This is a genomic window from Micromonospora sp. C95 (genome assembly GCF_018070465.1).
Lineage (GTDB): Bacteria > Actinomycetota > Actinomycetes > Mycobacteriales > Micromonosporaceae > Micromonospora.
This window is the reverse complement of sequence record NZ_JAGPXT010000015.1, coordinates 55976-71041: the sequence shown is the minus strand read 5'-3', so window position 1 is coordinate 71041 and position 15066 is coordinate 55976. Positions and strand designations below refer to the sequence as shown.

Sequence of the window (15066 nt, the reverse complement as noted above, 5' to 3'; positions counted from 1 at the left end):
GCTCACCGGTACTTGCCCCCAGGGGTGTTCCGAGCCGTGACGCGGCCCGCACCCACACCCCGCACATGCAGAGCCAGGATCTCCGCCGTTGCCCCCACCAGCGTCACGCGTCGTAGTCGATGGAGAGGGTGTCGGTGAGCGGGCTGGACTGGCAGGTCAGCACGTAACCGGCAGCCACCTCGTCGGGTTCCAGGGCGTAGTTGCGGGCCATCTCGACCTCGCCGGAGACGACCTTCGCCCGGCAGGTCGAGCAGACCCCACCCTTGCAGGCGTACGGCAGCTCGCCGCGGACCTTCAGCGCCGCGTCCAGCACCCGTTCGCCGCGGCGCATGGTGAAGCTCGACGAGCGTCCGTCGAGCATGATCGTCACATCGGTACCGCCGGACACTTCGTCGCTATGGCGCACCGGCTCGGGCGGCGCGTCAACGTGGAACAGCTCGGTGTGCACCGCCGACTCCGCCACACCTCGCGCGGTCAGCACCGCACGAGCGTCCACCACGAGTCCGTACGGGCCGCAGAGGAACCACTCCTCGATCGCCTGGCCGGGCACGATGGTCTCCAGCAGCCGACCCAGCCGCTCCGCGTCGATCCGACCCGACAGCAGCGGCGAATCGCCCTGTTCGCGGGAGAGCACGTGCACCAGGTGCAGCCGGGTCGGGTGGCGGTCCTTCAGCTCGGCGAGTTCCTCGGCGAACATCACGCTGCCGGCGGTCCGGTTGCCGTACACGAGCGTGAAGGTGCTGGCCGGTTCGACGGCCAGCGCGGTGGCGACCAGCGACAGCACCGGGGTGATGCCCGAACCGGCGACCACCGCGCCATAGTGGCGCGCCCGGTCCGGTCGGTAGGCCGTGGTGAAGTGCCCCAGCGGCGGTAACACCTCGATGGTGTCACCGTGCCGTAGCGCCCCACAGGCGTAGCCGGAGAAGGCCCCGCCCGGAATCTCCCGCACGCCGATCCGCAACCGCCCGTGCCGCGCCAGCTCCGCCGGCGTGGAGCAGATCGAGTACGAACGGCGCACGTCCCGGCCGCCGTCACCGTCCTCGGCAACGGCTGCGGCCGGCAGGCGTACGGTCAGGTGCTGGCCGGCACGGAACGCGAAGGTCTCGCGCAGTTCCTCCGGTACCGCGAAGGTGATCGCGACGGCATCGGCGGTGAGCCGGTCCACGGCGACGACGGGCAGCGGGTGGAACGCCGGTCGACGGCGGACCGGGCGGGTGATGGTGACAGTCACAGGGCCTTCACCTGGTCGAAGGGTTCGGAGCAGGAGCGGCAACGCCACAGCGCCTTGCACGCGGTGGAGCCGAAGCGGCTGAGCTGCTCGGTCTCCGGCGAGCCGCAGTGTGGGCAGCGCACCGTCAGGGTGAGCGGAACGACGCCGTCGCGCCGGACCGGAGCGGGTGGGGCGATACCGGCGGCGGCCAGCTTGGCCCGTCCGGCGTCGCTGATCCAGTCGGTGCTCCAGGCCGGGCTGTGCACCGTACGCACCTCGGCGTCCGGATGACCGGCGGCGGCCAGGGCCCGCCGGATGTCGGCCCGGATGACGTCCATCGCCGGGCAGCCGGTGTAGGTGGGGGTGATCGTCACCACCACCCGACCGGTGGCCGGGTCCTCCAGCACCGATCGCAGGATGCCGAGATCGTCGATGGTGACCACCCGGATCTCCGGATCCACCACCGCCGCCACCGCCGCCCGTGCCCGGCTCATCGGCTCACCAGCGGACCCCGGGATGGGCGCGGTGCAGCACCTGCATCTCCGCGAGCAGGTACGACAGGTGTTCGGTGTGCACGCCGTCGCGCCCACCGGCCGGCGTCCAGGCGACCTCGGGGACGGTGAGGGTCGCCTCGGCGAGCACGGCGGTCACCGTGTCGTCGAACTCGGACCGCAGGGTCGCCGGGTCGACCGGCGCGTCCGGCCACGCCGCGAACAGTTCGTCGGCGTACGGCCAGATCTGGTCGATGCCGGCCTGCATCCGGCGGTACGACTCCTCGGTCCCGTCGCCCAGCCGCTTCACCCACAACGCGGCGTGGTCGAGGTGGTACGCGGACTCCTTGCGGGCCTTGGCCCCGATGGCGGCCAGCCGCTCGTCGGGGCAGGCGGCCAGGGCGGTGTAGAGCGGCACCTGGTAGGCGGCCAGCACGAGCAGTTTCGCCATGGTCACCGCGAAGTCACCGTTGGGCAGCTCGACCAGCAGGCAGTTGCGGAACTCCCGGTCGTCGCGCAGGTACGCCAACGTGTCCTCGTCCCGGCCGGCGCCCTCCAGTTCACCCGCGTACGAGAGCAGGAGGCGGGCGGCACCGAGCTGGTCGAGGGCGATGTTGGCCAGCGCGACGTCCTCCTCCATCTCCGGTGCCCGGGTGGTCCACTCGGCCAGCCGCTGCGCCGCGATGAGCGCGTCGTCGCCGAGGGCGAGGGCGAAGTCCATGCTCACAGGGCCATTTCCGTTCGCGACTGCGGGGCTCGCAAACCCGGCTCACTCCTCGCGCTCACAGGGCCATTTCCGTTCGCGACTGCGGGGCTCGCAAACCCGGCTCACTCCTCGCGCTCACAGGTGAGCCACCCCGTCTGGGACCTCGTAAAAGGTGGGATGGCGGTAGACCTTGTCGGCGGCCGGGTCGAAGAAGGCGTCCTTCTCGTCGGGGCTGGACGCGGTGATGGCGCTCGCCGGCACCACCCAGATCGACACGCCCTCCTGACGTCGGGTGTACAGATCACGGGCGTTGTGCAGGGCCAGTTCCGCGTCGGGCGCGTGCAGGCTGCCGACGTGGGTGTGCGCCAGCCCGCGTCGGGCCCGGACGAAGACCTCCCAGAGCGGGGTGTGTTGCCGGCTCACGCTGCCACCTTCTCCTTCTCCGCACGCTTGGCGGCGTACGCCGTGGCCGCCTCGCGCACCCAGGCGCCCTCGCGGTGGGCGCGGCGCCGGTGCTCCATCCGCTGCCGGTTGCACGGCCCGTTGCCGTTGATCACCTGCATCAGCTCGTCGTAGTCCGGCTGGGTGAAGTCGTACGCCTGGCGGTCGTCGTTCCAGCGCAGCTCCGGGTCGGGAATGCGGAGCCCGAGCGCCTCGGCCTGACCGACGCACATGTCCACGAAGCGCTGGCGCAGCTCGTCGTTGGAGAACCGCTTGATCTTCCAGGCCATCGACTGCGCGGAGTGGGTGGAGTCGCCGTCGGGCGGGCCGAACATGGCCAGCGACGGGTACCACCAGCGGTCCACCGAGTCCTGGGCCATCGCCTTCTGCGCCGGGGTGCCGTGCGCCAGGGTGTGCAGGATCTCGTAGCCCTGACGCTGGTGGAACGACTCCTCCTTGCAGACCCGGATCATGGCGCGGGCGTACGGGCCGTAGGAGCAGCGGCACAGCGGCACCTGGTTGACGATCGCGGCGCCGTCCACGAGCCAGCCGATCGCCCCGACGTCGGCCCAGCTCAACGTCGGGTAGTTGAAGATCGAGCTGTACTTCTGCCGGCCGCTGAGCAGCAGGTCGACCAGCTCGTCACGGCTGACGCCGAGGGTCTCCGCCGCGGCGTAGAGGTAGAGGCCGTGGCCGGCCTCGTCCTGCACCTTTGCCAGCAGGATCGCCTTGCGCTTGAGCGACGGTGCGCGGCTGATCCAGTTGCCCTCCGGCTGCATGCCGATGATCTCGGAGTGGGCGTGCTGCGCGATCTGCCGGATCAACGTGCGCCGGTACGCCTCCGGCATCCAGTCGCGGGGCTCGATCTTCTGGTCGGCGTCGACGACCTCGGCGAAGTAGGCGGCCAGGTCGCCACCCGGCTCGGCGGCGCCACGGTCGCGTGCCGCGGCCGCGCGCAACGCCACCTCCGCCGCCTCGACCTCACCGAGCAGCCCGCCGGGCGGGTCCTCGCCCGGGAAGTCATTGCCATACATGCCCCCAGTGTTACAGCTAGGGGTTGAATAAGCCAGAGGGTGTCATACAAATTCGGGACTGCCCACCGTCATCTCCCGGTCGCCATCAGTGGCCGGGGTAACTATGAGTTGGGTCACGAATCAGCGACAAATCCTCGCAACGACCACATAGCGGTTCGTTATCCCGCCTTCACGGCGAGTCGCCGGGTGTCGGGTCCTGGCATAACGTCGATCCGCACGTAGACTTCCCCCGTCACACCGATCGGGTGACGACGATCGCCAGCTCAGGCCGTTTTCCCCCGGTCCGGCGATCCGCACCGGTCAGTCCTGGCAACAAGCCGGTCCCCCCGGCCCCGACATCTGGAGCTCACCCGCTCATGCGATCTCGCGTGACAATGGTGCTCGCCGTGACGGCGGTGCTACTCGGCGGCGTCATGCTGGTACCGGCCGCGTACGCCCGGCTTTCCGCCGGCGAGGCGGAGGCCAGCCCGGAGAGCGTCGCTGCGCCCACACCCGCGCCGCCACCGCCGCCGACCCTGGCCGCCGGGAAGGTGTCGGTGAACTTCAAGGGCGAGTTCTTCTCCTGGGCGCTGCTCGACCGGGAGACCGACCAGCTCTCCGGCTCCAAGAACATGGCCGCGACCAGCTCGACCGAGTCGATGCTCAAGGCCTGGATCGTCGCCGACTACCTGCGTCAACTCGGCGACAAGGAGCCGCCCGCGGCCATGAAGAAGATGGCCAGCGCGGCCATCCGGGACAGCAACGACGACGCGGCCAACAAGGTCTACGCCGCCGCAGGTGGCTCCTACCGAGCCTTGGCCAACGGGCAGCCCGGTCCGGTGCTCAAGGCGGCGATCAAGCTGTGCGGCCTCACCGATACCAAGCCCGGCAACGTCAAGGGCTACGAGGGTTGGTGGAGCTTCACCCGGATGTCCCCGCGCGACGCCGTGCGCCTCGGTGACTGCATCGCCGACGGCACCGCCGCCGGGCCCAAGTGGACGAAGTGGCTGCTCACCGAGATGAGCAAGGTTCGCGGCAGCACCGCCGCCAAGGACCAGAAGCCCCGCGAGGGCGGCGGCCGGTGGGGCATCATCGACGGCCTGCCGGAGTCGATCACCAGCCAGGGCCTGATCAGCATCAAGAACGGCTGGACCCCTCTCGCCTACGACGGGAACTGGCACGTCAACTGCCTGGCCGTGACCGAGAAGTGGAGCCTCGCGGTGATGCTGCGGTACCCCTTCAAGTACGAGCTCGACTATGGAGCGGACGTCTGCGCCAGCGTCGCGAGCCAGTTGGTGACGCCGCAGCCCGGCGGTGCCCTCAAGGTGCCGCAGCAGCCGATCGGGAAGCTCTGATGGCCGGCCGCAGCCGCAACGGCGAGACATCGCCGCTGCGTCTGATCGCCATCGCCGCCGTACTGATCGGGCTGGTGCTGGTGTCGCTGCGCCTGCTGCCCGGTTCACCCTTCGAGTCCACCGCCGCCGCCCAGTGGGGCCAGGGCGAGTCACCGGCCGCCAGGGACGGTGCCCTGACCGACCGCAGCGTGCGGACGTCACCGTCACCAAGTCCGTCGCCGGAGCCCGAGCCGCTGCCGTTCGAGGCCAGGGAGATCGACCTGGACATCGACGGCTGGTACGGGTGGAGCGTGCTGGACCGCCGGTCGGGCGAGATCATCGGCTCGGAGAACATGGCCGAGACCAGCACCACCGCCTCTCTGATCAAGTCCTGGATCGTCGCCGACTATCTGCGTCGTACCGCCGATGCCGGGCAGACCCCGAGCGACGGGAAGCTGGACGACCTGACCCGGATCATCCGGGACAGCGACAACACCCGCACCGAGGCGCTCTACACCCAGATCGGCAGGTCCGCCTCGATCAAGCGGCTGCTGTCCACCTGCGACCTGACCGACAGCAAGGTGTCAAGCGATCTCGGCTGGAGTCGTACCGAACTCTCCCCCCGGGACACCGCCCGCCTCGGCAACTGCATCGCCGACGGCACCGCCGCCGGCCCGAAGTGGACCAAGTGGTTGCTCAACGAGATGCGTCAGGTACGCGGCGCCGGCGACTTCGGCATCCGCAAGGCGTTCCCGGCCGCCGAGGCGAAGAAGATCGCCATCAAGAACGGCTGGGTCGACCGCACCCGCGAGCAGGAGATCCACGTCAACTGCCTGGCGATCGGCGACACCTGGACCATGGGCGTGATGCTCCAGTACCCGATCAACAAGGGCTACGAGTACGGCATGAAGAACTGCGAAAAAATCACCGAAGCCCTCCTCGCCCGCCCCTGAACATGCGCCGATCTTGCACTTCTGGTCGCTGAAACGCGGCTTGTGCCCGAAAAGCGGCGACGGAAAGTGCAAGATCGCGGGAGGTTGGCTGGGGTCAGCGGGTGAAGAAGGTGGGGCCGGTGGGGGGTAGCGGCGGGGTTTCGCCGTGGGCGGCGGTGAGGCGGGCGAACTCGCGGATGCCGGCGATCTGGCGTTCACCGAGAGAGAAGTCCAGGGTACGGAAGTAGTCGGCGAGCGTGGTCGCGTCGAAGGGTTCCCATCGGGCGGCCGACGCGGCGACCTGGTCCAGCTCGGCCAGGCACAGGTCACGCGACCGCAGGAACGCCTCGTGCACCTCCTTGACCAACCCGGGATGGGCGGCGGCGAAGTCACGACGGGCCGCCCAGACGGCGAAGACCATCGGCAGTCCGGTCCATTCCCGCCACGCCTGACCCAGGTCGGTCACGGTCAACCCCTGCCGGGGTGCCTCGTACATCGCCCGCAGCGCCACATCGCCGATCAACACCGCGGCGTCGGCCTCCAGCAGCATCTGGGTCAGGTCCGGCGGACACCTGAAGTACTCCGGGCGGACCCCGTACCGCTCGCGCAGCAGCAACTGGGCGAGCAGCACTCCCGTCCGCGAGGTCGAGCCCAGCGCCACCCGGGCGCCGTCGAGGTCGGCCAGCGGCCGGGTGCTCACCAGATTGACCGACAGCACCGGCCCGTCGCTGCCCACGGCCAGGTCGGGCAGGAGAAGCAACTCGTCGGCGTGCTTCAGGTACTCGACGAAGGTGATCGGCCCGATGTCCAGATCACCGGCGACGAGTTGGGCGCTGAGCCGGTCCGGCGAGTCCTTGCGCAGGTCGACGTCGAGCAGGGCGCCGGAGCGCATCAGCCCCCAGTAGATGGGCAGGCAGTTGAGAAACTGGATGTGCCCCACGCGGGGGCGGGCGAGGCGCTCGACCATGCCCCGACCGTATCCCCACCGCCCCTGACCTGCTCAGCCGGACGTCGCGGAAGTGGCAAACCCCGCACCCGCCGGCCCGGCTTGCGGTGGCCCGGCGTCCACCGGCTCGGCTCCCGCCGGCCCGGTCTGCGCGGGGCCTTCCGGGTTCCGCAGCTGCCCGATGCGGGAGCGCTCGGCCCGCACCGTTCGACGGACCGGCACCACGAAGCCGAGCAGCACCAGCAGCCCGGCCGCCCCACAGCCGACGATCAGCGGGCGAGGTTCGGTCACCTCCAGGAGCAGACCACCGACCAGGTAACCGAACATTGCCGCCCCCTGCACCGCGGCACCCACGGCGGCGAAGGCCCGCCCGCGGGCTGCCTCGGGTACCCGCCGCGCCACCACCACGTTGTGGAAGACGTTGTCGCCGCCGTTGCAGAGGCCGCCGAGCAGCCAGAGCGGCACCAACAGCGGAGCCGTGGGCACCGTCACCGAGAGCAAAACCGCCGCGCAACAGCCGCCGAGCAGCAGTAGGCCACCCTGTACCAGGGCACCGTCGTCGGTGAACCGCCCGGCCACCCGGGCGAAGATCCAGGCACCGGCGAGCACACCGAGCGTCCAGGCCCCGGTCACCAGGCCGTACACGGAGGCAGAGGCGCCGAGGGTTTCGCGTACGTAGAAGACCTCGATGACGTTGATCGCGCCGACGGCCGCGATCACGCCGGCCAGGGTCGCCACCATCGCCACCAGCAGCGGATCCCGCCGGAGCCGCCAACCTCGTGCTGCCTTGACGTCGCGGTCCGCGACCGCCGCGCCCACCGAAGGACCGCCGGGCATCGCTGCCCCCCGCGCACCGCCCCTGCGGGTACGCACGAGCAGGCCGGCGACGACGAGCGGCAGATAGCCGCTTGCGGCGATCAGCAGCGGTACCCGGGAACCGAAGCCGCCCACCAGGAACCCGGCCATGGCCGGTCCGGTCAGCACACCGAGCATGCCGGCGGTCTGGTTGAGTGCGGTGGCCCTGGGCAGATCGGTGGGGAGGACCATGGCGGGGACCAGTGCGGCGAGCACCGGCTGGGCGACTGCCAGGCCGCTGGCGAGCAGCGCGACCAGCCCCACGACCAGCAACGGATGGTCGGCGTACGCCAGCGCTAGGCAGATCACCGACTGGGCCAGACCGGCTCCGATCAGCAGCGTCCGGCTGTCCACCCGATCGGCGAGCCGACCGGTCAGCGGGGCGAGCACCACGAGCGGCAGCGTCGCCGCCAACAGCATCCCCGCAACGGCACGGCCGCCTGCACCGGACGACTGGAGGGTCAGCGTCAGCGTGGTCGCCGCGAGGAACTGCCCGCAGGTGGCGAGACCACGGGCGGCGGTGGCCAGGGCGACGTCGGCCCACCGCGACTCGCCAGATGTGAAGGACATACTTCGAAAGTAATGCTTCATATCTGGTTGACGCAAGCAGGTCAGGCCAGCGGCAGCGCCCGGTACTGGACGGCCACCCGGCGCGCGCCCGGCGGCGGATCGGTCCGGGTACGTTTGCGGTACGGCCGGAGCAGGGCCGTCACCGCTTCGTTCAACTCCGCCAACTCCTCGGCGGTGAGCAGCAACAACGACTCGCTGAGAATCGCGCTGCGATACCACTCCTCGGATTCGTCCGGAGCCCGGCGCAGCCAGTCCCGGCTGCGCTCCAGTTCCCGGGCCAGAAAAACCTCGACCAGGGTCTGCTCGGCGTCGCGTACCGACGGGTCGGCGTCCCGGCCGGCGTCGATCGTCCACGACTGGATCGCGGCACGCCACAGTCGCTCGCGGGCGTCCCCCCGGCTCGGCGCCTGCTCCACCAGGCCGAACCTGGCCAGTGCCCGCAGGTGGTAACTGGTCGCGCTCGGCGACAGGCCCACCACCTCGGCGCACTCGGTGGCGGTCACCGCGCCCTCGGTCGTCGCCAGGTGTTCCATGATCGCGAGCCGGGCCGGGTGAGCGAGTGCCCGCAGCGTCTGCGGGTCGCTGATCGTCACCCGGGGCGGCTCGGGGTTCGCCTGCGTCATGTCCCCATGATCCCCGGCCGGGAGGAAAACCGGTTGTCCACGGCAGTCCCGGGAGTAGGCTGTTCGTTCCGCCCGACGGCCGCGGTGAGTAGCACCGCAGCGGACGTCCCCGCGCCGGCCCTCGTGCCGGAAACGCGAGCGGCAGCCTTCTTCCCGCGTCGAGGAGTCCGTGGATGAGCCTGCACGCCGAAAAAATCTCCCAGCCAGCCGCGCTGGACGACGAACTGACCGCCGAACGGGCGCACCTGACCCGCTCGCGGGCAGCGCTACAACGGATGCGGGAACGCGCCGAGGCCCTCTTCGCCACCGGTGACAAGGTGGCCGGGGACGCGTACACCGCCGAACAGCTCGGCCGGCACCTCGCCCGGCGGGTCGCCGAACTGGCCGACGACCCGCGCACCCCGCTCTTCTTCGGGCGGCTCGACTTCGGCGACGCAGACGCCGAACACGCCGGCCGCCGCTATCACGTCGGTCGCCGGCATGTCACCGACGAGCAGGGCGAACCGTTGGTGCTGGACTGGCGGGCGCCGGTCTCCCGCGCGTTCTACCGGGCCAGTGCCCGCGATCCGCAGGGCCTGGCGGTACGCCGCCGGTTCGGGTTCGGCGAGGGGAAGCTGACCAGCTTCGAGGACGAGCACCTGGACCGGGGCGAGGAACTCGGCACGGCCAGCCGGATCCTCACCGCCGAGATCGAACGTCCCCGGGTCGGGCCGATGCGCGACATCGTCGCCACCATCCAGCCCGAGCAGGACGAACTCGTCCGGGCCGACCTGGCCGACTCGATCTGCGTGCAGGGTGCCCCGGGCACCGGCAAGACTGCCGTCGGGCTGCACCGGGCGGCGTACCTGCTCTATCTGCACCGGGAGCGGCTGCGACGGTCGAAGGTGCTGGTCGTGGGGCCGAACCGGGCCTTCCTCGGCTACATCGCGGCGGTGCTGCCCGCGCTCGGTGAGGTCGAGGTGGAGCAGGCCACCGTGGAGGATCTTGTCACCCGGGTACCGGTCCGCGCGACGGACCCGCCAATGGTGGCCACGCTCAAGCACGACGCCCGGATGGCCGAGGTGCTGCGCCGGGCCGTCGACGCGCACGTCGGCGAGCCGGCCGAACCGGTGCTCGTCTCCGACGGCTCGTTCCGCTGGCGGATCGGGCTGGAGCCGCTGCACCGGCTGGTCCAGGACACCCGCGCGGAGCGACTGCCGTACGCCGTCGGGCGGGACCGGGTCCGGGCCCGGGTGGTCGGACTGCTGCAACGGCAGGCCGAGGCCCGGCGGGCGGAATCGCCGGGCGACGCGTGGCTGCGCCGAATGAGCCGGTCGAAGCCGGTCACCGGGTTCCTGGACGCCGTCTGGCCGGCGCTGACCCCGGACGGCCTGCTGCACGCGCTCTACACCGACCCGGACCGGCTCGCCCAGGCCGCTGACGGCCTGCTCACGCCCGACGAGCAACGCCTGCTCACCCGCCCCGCACCCGGGACCGGGCGCGTCATCGGCACCGGGTTGGGGCGGACGGCGAAGGCGACCCGCTGGACGGCCGCCGACGCGGTGCTGATCGACGAGGCGGCCGGCCTGCTCGAACGACCGGGTGGTTACGGCCATGTGGTGGTGGACGAGGCTCAGGACCTCTCCCCGATGCAGTGCCGGGTCATCGCCCGGCGCAGCGAGCACGGCTCGCTCACGCTCCTCGGCGACCTGGCCCAGGCCACCGCGCCCTGGGCGGCCAGCGACTGGCGGGAGAGCCTGCGCCACCTGGGCAAGCCGGACGCGACGGTGGTGCCGCTGACCATCGGGTTCCGGGTGCCCGCCGCCGTGCTCGCCTTCGCCAACCGGCTGCTACCGGCGCTGGCCGTCGACGTGCCGCCGGCCGAGTCGCTGCGCGGTGACGGCAGCCTCGACGTGCGTACCGTGCGCGATCTGGCGGCTGCGACGGTGGCCGAGGTGCGGGCGGCGCTCGCGTTCGAGGGGTCGATCGCGGTGATCGCCGCCGACGACACCGTGGACGGGCTACGGGCGGCGCTGGCCGAGGCGGGGGTGCAGACCGCGGCCCCCGACGGGCCGGCCACCGGTACGCGCGTCACGGTGATGCCCGCAACCCTGGTCAAGGGCCTGGAGTACGACCACGTCATCACGGTCGAACCGGCCGCCATCGCCGCCGCCGAGCCACGCGGCCTGAACCGGCTGTACGTGGTGCTCACCCGGGCGGTGTCCCGGCTGTCCGTGCTGCACGCCACGCCGCTGCCCGCCCCGCTCGGCTGACTCCCTACCGGACGGGACCGGGTCGCCGGTTCAGTTGACGTACCCCCGGTTTCCACCCCGAACGGCGGCGCACCGGTGCCACCATGCCGAGGAGGGTGGCCGGTCGGTGGTCGCCGCGGGGCGGGAGGGGTGGCCGTGGTCAGCGTCGCACCGGGTACGCCCTGTTGGGCCGACCTGGCGACGCCGGGACTCGACGCGGCCCGGCGGTTCTACCCGGAACTGTTCGGCTGGACCGGCCGGGTCGACCCCGAGCCGGAGGCGGGCGGATACACGGTCTTCCTGCTCGACGGGCGGGCGGTGGCCGGGGCGGGCCCACCGGCCGTACCGGATCAGGTGCCGATCTGGTCGACGTACGTGGCCACCGACGACGCGGATCTGGTCGCCGGCCGGGTGGAGCGGGCCGGCGGACAGATGGTGGTGCCGCCGTTCGAGGTCTTCGACCGGGGTCGGATGGCGGTCTTCACCGATCCCGCCGGAGCCGCGTTCAGTGTCTGGCAGCCGATGGCCTTCACCGGGGCCGAGGTGTTCGACGTGCCCGGTGCGATGAGCTGGACCGAACTGGTGACCCCCGATCCGGACGGAGCACGGATCTTCTACGAGTTGGTCTTCGGTTGGCAGCCGGAGGAGGAGCCGATGGGCCAGCCCGCGTACACCGGGTGGCGACTCGGTGACCGCCTGGTCGCGGGGATGATGCCGCCGCTGAGTGGCGAGTTCCCGGCCGACTCGCCGGCCTACTGGACGCTGTACTTCTCGGTGGTCGACGCGGACGCCACCGCGGCCCGCGCCGCCGAGCTGGGCGGCACGATCCTGGTGCCGCCCCGCGACATCCCGGCCGGCCGTTTTGCCGCGCTCCGTGACCCCCACGGTGCCCTGTTCCAGGTCATCGCCCTGGCCGGGATGCGCTGAACCGCCAGCGGGGTGTCGGATCCGGATGCGACCCTCGGACCGCCCCGCCCATCATCGACGGAACCGGAGCCTACGCGCATGACCAGCATTCCACCGGGAAGGCCGGCCTGGGTCGACCTGTTCACCAGCGATCCCGCCGCGGCGGCCGGCTTCTACGCACCGCTGTTCGGCTGGGCGGTTGCCGAGGCGACCGGCGAACCGCCAACCGGCCGTCTCGTCTTCCACCAGCAGGGCAGACCGGTGGCCGGCGCCGGCCCGACCGACGACGGGCAGCCGGCCTGGCGGCCCTACCTGGCCACCGAGGATGTCGACACGGCCTGTGAACTCGCGACGGCCACCGGTGGGCGGCGCCGCTCGGGCCCCGTCGAAGTGTCCGGCTCCCACCGCTCGGCGGTGCTCACCGACCCGGCCGGCGCGTCGTTCGGGGTGTGGCAGTCGCTGGGCCTCTCCGGCGCGGAGGTCTTCGACGTGCCGGGGGCGCTGACCTGGGCCGAGCTGACCACCCGGGAGCCCGACCGGGCCAAGGAGTTCTACGGTGCGGTCTTCGGCTGGACGGCCGACGACCAGCCGATGGATGCGATCACCTACACCACCTGGCAGCGCGACGGCCAGCAGGTGGCCGGGATGATGCCGATGGTCGGCGAGGAGTGGGGCGACCTGCCGTCGCACTGGATGGTCTACTTCGCGGTGACCGACACCGACGCGGTGACCGACGAGGCACAGCGGCTCGGCGGCAGCGTGTCCGTCCCGCCGACCGACCTGCCCCGGGGCAGGTTCGCGGTGCTGACCGACCCGCAGGGTGCGTTCTTCTCCATCCTCGGCCCGGTGCCCGCCCCCGCCTGACCCGCCCTCCGGCCGGACTACTGTCGCCTGGGGCGTACCGGCACCACGAGCGGGCCGTGCTCGCCGTCGACGACGCGGATGCTGGCCCGGTAGTGCTCGGCGAGCAGCCGGTCGGTGAGCACCTCCCGGGGGGTGCCGACCGCGGCCACCCGCCCGGCGGCGAGCAGCACCATCCGGTCGGCGTACTCGCCGGCGATGGAGAGGTCGTGCATGGTGGCCAGCACCGTCAGGCCGTGCGTCCGACGCAGCTGGTCGACAAGTTCGAGCACCTCCTGCTGGTGGCCGATGTCGAGGGCGCTGGTGGGCTCGTCGAGCAGCAGCAGGGTGGCACCCTGGGCCAGCGCCCGGGCCAGGAAGACCCGCTGCCGCTCACCACCGGAAAGGGTGGCCAACTCCCGGGCGTGGAAGCCGGCGAGATCCAGTCGGTCGAGCACCTCGTGCACCACGGCCAGGTCGGCGGCGGACTCCCGGCCCAGCGGCGGGATGTACGGGGTACGACCGAGCAGCACGTAGTCCAGCACCGCCATACCCGGCGGTACGACCGGCGACTGCGCCACCGTGGCCACCACCCGGGCCCGTTCCCGGCGACGCAGTTCGCCGATCGGCGTACCGAACAGCCGGACGGCGTCCGTCGTGGGGAGCAGCCCGCCGACGGCGCGCAGCAGCGTCGATTTGCCGGCGCCGTTGGGACCGATCACCGTGACCCACTCGCCGGTGGCGACGGTCAGGTCGATGCCGGCGAGGATCGGCGTACCGTCCAGGCTGATCCGCAGGTCGCGCAGGTCGACGGCGGGGGCCGGGGCATCCGGCGGCGACACCGGCGACGAGGCGCTCACGTCAGCACCCGCCGGGCCGAGCGCAGCACCACCACGAAGAACGGGCCGCCCAGCAGCGCGGTGACCACCCCGATCGGGATCTCCTGCGGTGCCGCGGCGATCCGTGCCACCACGTCGGTCAGCGCCAGGAAGGCACCTCCGAACAGCAGCGACAGCGGCAGGATCACCCGGTAGCTCGCCCCGGCCAGCATCCGTACGGTGTGCGGCACGATGATGCCGACGAAGCCGATCAGGCCGGAGGCGGAGACGGCGGCGGCGGTGCCCAGCGAGGCGGCGGCGATCAGCAGGTACCGGGACCGCTGCGGGTGCAGGCCGAGGCTGGCCGCCTCGTCGTCGCCGACCGACAGCACGTCCAACTCCCGCCGGTGCAGCAGGATGACCAGGCTGGTCAGCAGGAAGTACGGCAGCACCAGCCGGACGTCCTGCCAGCCGGCGGTGGCCAGTCGCCCGAGCAGCCAGGAATACACCTGCTGGATGCTGTCCGCGTTTCGTTGCAGCAGGTACGTCTGCCCGGCGCTGAGGAACGCGGAAACGGCCACCCCGGCCAGGATCAGGGTGGCCGGGGAGCGGCTGCGGCCGCCGGCCGAGCCGAGCAGGTAGGTCATCGCCACCGCGCCGAGGGAACCGACGAAGGCGGCCAGCGGGATGGTGGCCGGCAGGCCGCTCAGCGCGCCGCCCGCGCCCACCCCCAGGGTCAGCACCACGGTGACCGCGAGCCCGGCCCCGGCCGCGACGCCGAGCAGGTACGGGTCGGCCAGCGGGTTGCGGAACACCCCCTGGTAGGCACCACCGGCCAGGGCGAGCAGCCCGCCGACCAGCAGACCCAGCACCGCCCGGGGCAGCCGCAGCTCGGTGACGATGGCGATCTCCCGCTCGGTCAGCCCGCTGTCCAGGCGCACCCCGGGCAGCAGGTTGAGCAGTTCGATCGCGACGCTGCCGGGCGGCAGGCTGATCGGGCCGAGCGAGACCCCGGCCACCAGCGCCACGAGCACGGCGAGCACCCCGGCCGCGAGCCAACGTTTCCGCAGGCCGGCCGGCCGGGGCGTGATGTACGCCCCGGCCGGCACGACCGATCGGTCACGCTTCGGCACGTCGTGCATGATCCGGT

General features: G+C 71.7%; 15 protein-coding genes. 5 read left to right on the top strand and 10 right to left on the bottom strand.

All coding sequences use genetic code 11. The features are described from left to right. Positions 1–103: 103 nt before the first annotated feature. The 5 genes from paaE to paaA all read right to left on the bottom strand — a co-directional run bounded on the left by paaE (position 104) and on the right by paaA (position 3882). The gene (paaE, locus tag KBX00_RS18190) at positions 104–1231 is read right to left on the bottom strand and encodes a 1,2-phenylacetyl-CoA epoxidase subunit PaaE (protein WP_210828568.1); all 1128 of its coding nucleotides are present in this window, start codon (positions 1229–1231) and stop codon (positions 104–106) included. Next, positions 1228–1704 carry a 1,2-phenylacetyl-CoA epoxidase subunit PaaD gene (gene paaD, locus KBX00_RS18185; RefSeq protein WP_210828567.1) on the bottom strand — a complete coding sequence of 159 codons (477 nt, stop codon included), beginning with the start codon at positions 1702–1704 and terminating at the stop codon, positions 1228–1230. The genes paaE and paaD overlap by 4 nt, the downstream gene beginning before the upstream one ends. Before the next feature lie 4 nt (positions 1705–1708). Further along, positions 1709–2422, bottom strand: a complete 714-nt coding sequence (gene paaC / locus KBX00_RS18180; protein WP_210828647.1) for a 1,2-phenylacetyl-CoA epoxidase subunit PaaC — start codon at positions 2420–2422, stop codon at positions 1709–1711. A gap of 120 nt (positions 2423–2542) precedes the next feature. After that, the gene (paaB, locus tag KBX00_RS18175; protein ID WP_210828559.1) at positions 2543–2830 is read right to left on the bottom strand and encodes a 1,2-phenylacetyl-CoA epoxidase subunit PaaB; all 288 of its coding nucleotides are present in this window, start codon (positions 2828–2830) and stop codon (positions 2543–2545) included. After that, positions 2827–3882: a 1,2-phenylacetyl-CoA epoxidase subunit PaaA gene (gene paaA / locus KBX00_RS18170; protein WP_210828557.1), complete on the bottom strand. Its 1056-nt coding sequence runs from the start codon at positions 3880–3882 to the stop codon at positions 2827–2829. The genes paaB and paaA overlap by 4 nt, the downstream gene beginning before the upstream one ends. Before the next feature lie 356 nt (positions 3883–4238). Here paaA and KBX00_RS18165 point away from each other — a divergent pair, with 356 nt between their 5' ends. After that, on the top strand, positions 4239–5216 hold the full coding sequence (locus tag KBX00_RS18165) for a hypothetical protein (RefSeq protein ID WP_210828555.1): 978 nt from the start codon (positions 4239–4241) through the stop codon (positions 5214–5216). Then, positions 5216–6148: a serine hydrolase gene (locus tag KBX00_RS18160; RefSeq protein ID WP_210828553.1), complete on the top strand. Its 933-nt coding sequence runs from the start codon at positions 5216–5218 to the stop codon at positions 6146–6148. Before KBX00_RS18165 ends, KBX00_RS18160 begins: the two co-directional genes overlap by 1 nt. 94 nt (positions 6149–6242) lie before the next feature. On the opposite strand, the gene KBX00_RS18155 is transcribed toward KBX00_RS18160, so the two are convergent. From KBX00_RS18155 to KBX00_RS18145, 3 genes are read right to left on the bottom strand one after another with little or no spacing between them, the layout of a single operon-like run. Continuing rightward, positions 6243–7094, bottom strand: coding sequence for a menaquinone biosynthetic enzyme MqnA/MqnD family protein (locus tag KBX00_RS18155; protein WP_210828551.1), 852 nt, complete (start codon positions 7092–7094; stop codon positions 6243–6245). A 33-nt stretch (positions 7095–7127) separates the two neighbouring features. Further along, positions 7128–8498, bottom strand: coding sequence for an MFS transporter (locus tag KBX00_RS18150; protein ID WP_210828549.1), 1371 nt, complete (start codon positions 8496–8498; stop codon positions 7128–7130). A gap of 41 nt (positions 8499–8539) precedes the next feature. Then, positions 8540–9121: a helix-turn-helix transcriptional regulator gene (locus KBX00_RS18145; protein WP_210828548.1), complete on the bottom strand. Its 582-nt coding sequence runs from the start codon at positions 9119–9121 to the stop codon at positions 8540–8542. A gap of 173 nt (positions 9122–9294) precedes the next feature. Between KBX00_RS18145 and KBX00_RS18140 the strand changes: the two genes are divergently transcribed. The 3 genes from KBX00_RS18140 (at position 9295) to KBX00_RS18130 (ending at position 13122) form a co-directional block, all read left to right on the top strand. Continuing rightward, positions 9295–11373, top strand: coding sequence for an AAA family ATPase (locus KBX00_RS18140; RefSeq protein WP_210828546.1), 2079 nt, complete (start codon positions 9295–9297; stop codon positions 11371–11373). A gap of 135 nt (positions 11374–11508) precedes the next feature. Continuing rightward, positions 11509–12279, top strand: coding sequence for a VOC family protein (locus KBX00_RS18135; protein WP_210828542.1), 771 nt, complete (start codon positions 11509–11511; stop codon positions 12277–12279). 78 nt (positions 12280–12357) lie between these two features. Beyond that, complete coding sequence (locus KBX00_RS18130) at positions 12358–13122, top strand: VOC family protein (protein ID WP_210828540.1); 765 nt, start codon at positions 12358–12360, stop codon at positions 13120–13122. Positions 13123–13139: 17 nt separating this feature from the next. Here the strand turns inward: KBX00_RS18130 and KBX00_RS18125 are convergent, their stop codons facing one another. Then, positions 13140–13940 (bottom strand): ABC transporter ATP-binding protein, encoded by an 801-nt coding sequence (locus KBX00_RS18125; protein ID WP_210828645.1) that lies wholly within the window; start codon positions 13938–13940, stop codon positions 13140–13142. Between the two features lie 14 nt (positions 13941–13954). Further along, a complete protein-coding gene (locus tag KBX00_RS18120) occupies positions 13955–15049 on the bottom strand; it encodes an iron ABC transporter permease (protein ID WP_307868833.1) in 1095 nt (364 codons plus the stop codon). Between the last annotated feature and the right edge of the window lie 17 nt (positions 15050–15066).

Excerpts from the sequence above, each read along its gene's own strand:
- paaD (WP_210828567.1), bottom strand. The coding sequence starts at position 1,704 with ATGAGCCGGGCACGGGCGGCGGTGGCGGCGGTGGTGGATCCGGAGATC.
- paaC (WP_210828647.1), bottom strand. The coding sequence starts at position 2,422 with ATGGACTTCGCCCTCGCCCTCGGCGACGACGCGCTCATCGCGGCGCAG.
- paaA (WP_210828557.1), bottom strand. The coding sequence starts at position 3,882 with ATGTATGGCAATGACTTCCCGGGCGAGGACCCGCCCGGCGGGCTGCTC.
- KBX00_RS18165 (WP_210828555.1), top strand. The coding sequence starts at position 4,239 with ATGCGATCTCGCGTGACAATGGTGCTCGCCGTGACGGCGGTGCTACTC.
- KBX00_RS18160 (WP_210828553.1), top strand. The coding sequence starts at position 5,216 with ATGGCCGGCCGCAGCCGCAACGGCGAGACATCGCCGCTGCGTCTGATC.
- KBX00_RS18155 (WP_210828551.1), bottom strand. The coding sequence starts at position 7,094 with ATGGTCGAGCGCCTCGCCCGCCCCCGCGTGGGGCACATCCAGTTTCTC.
- KBX00_RS18150 (WP_210828549.1), bottom strand. The coding sequence starts at position 8,498 with ATGTCCTTCACATCTGGCGAGTCGCGGTGGGCCGACGTCGCCCTGGCC.
- KBX00_RS18145 (WP_210828548.1), bottom strand. The coding sequence starts at position 9,121 with ATGACGCAGGCGAACCCCGAGCCGCCCCGGGTGACGATCAGCGACCCG.
- KBX00_RS18140 (WP_210828546.1), top strand. The coding sequence starts at position 9,295 with ATGAGCCTGCACGCCGAAAAAATCTCCCAGCCAGCCGCGCTGGACGAC.
- KBX00_RS18130 (WP_210828540.1), top strand. The coding sequence starts at position 12,358 with ATGACCAGCATTCCACCGGGAAGGCCGGCCTGGGTCGACCTGTTCACC.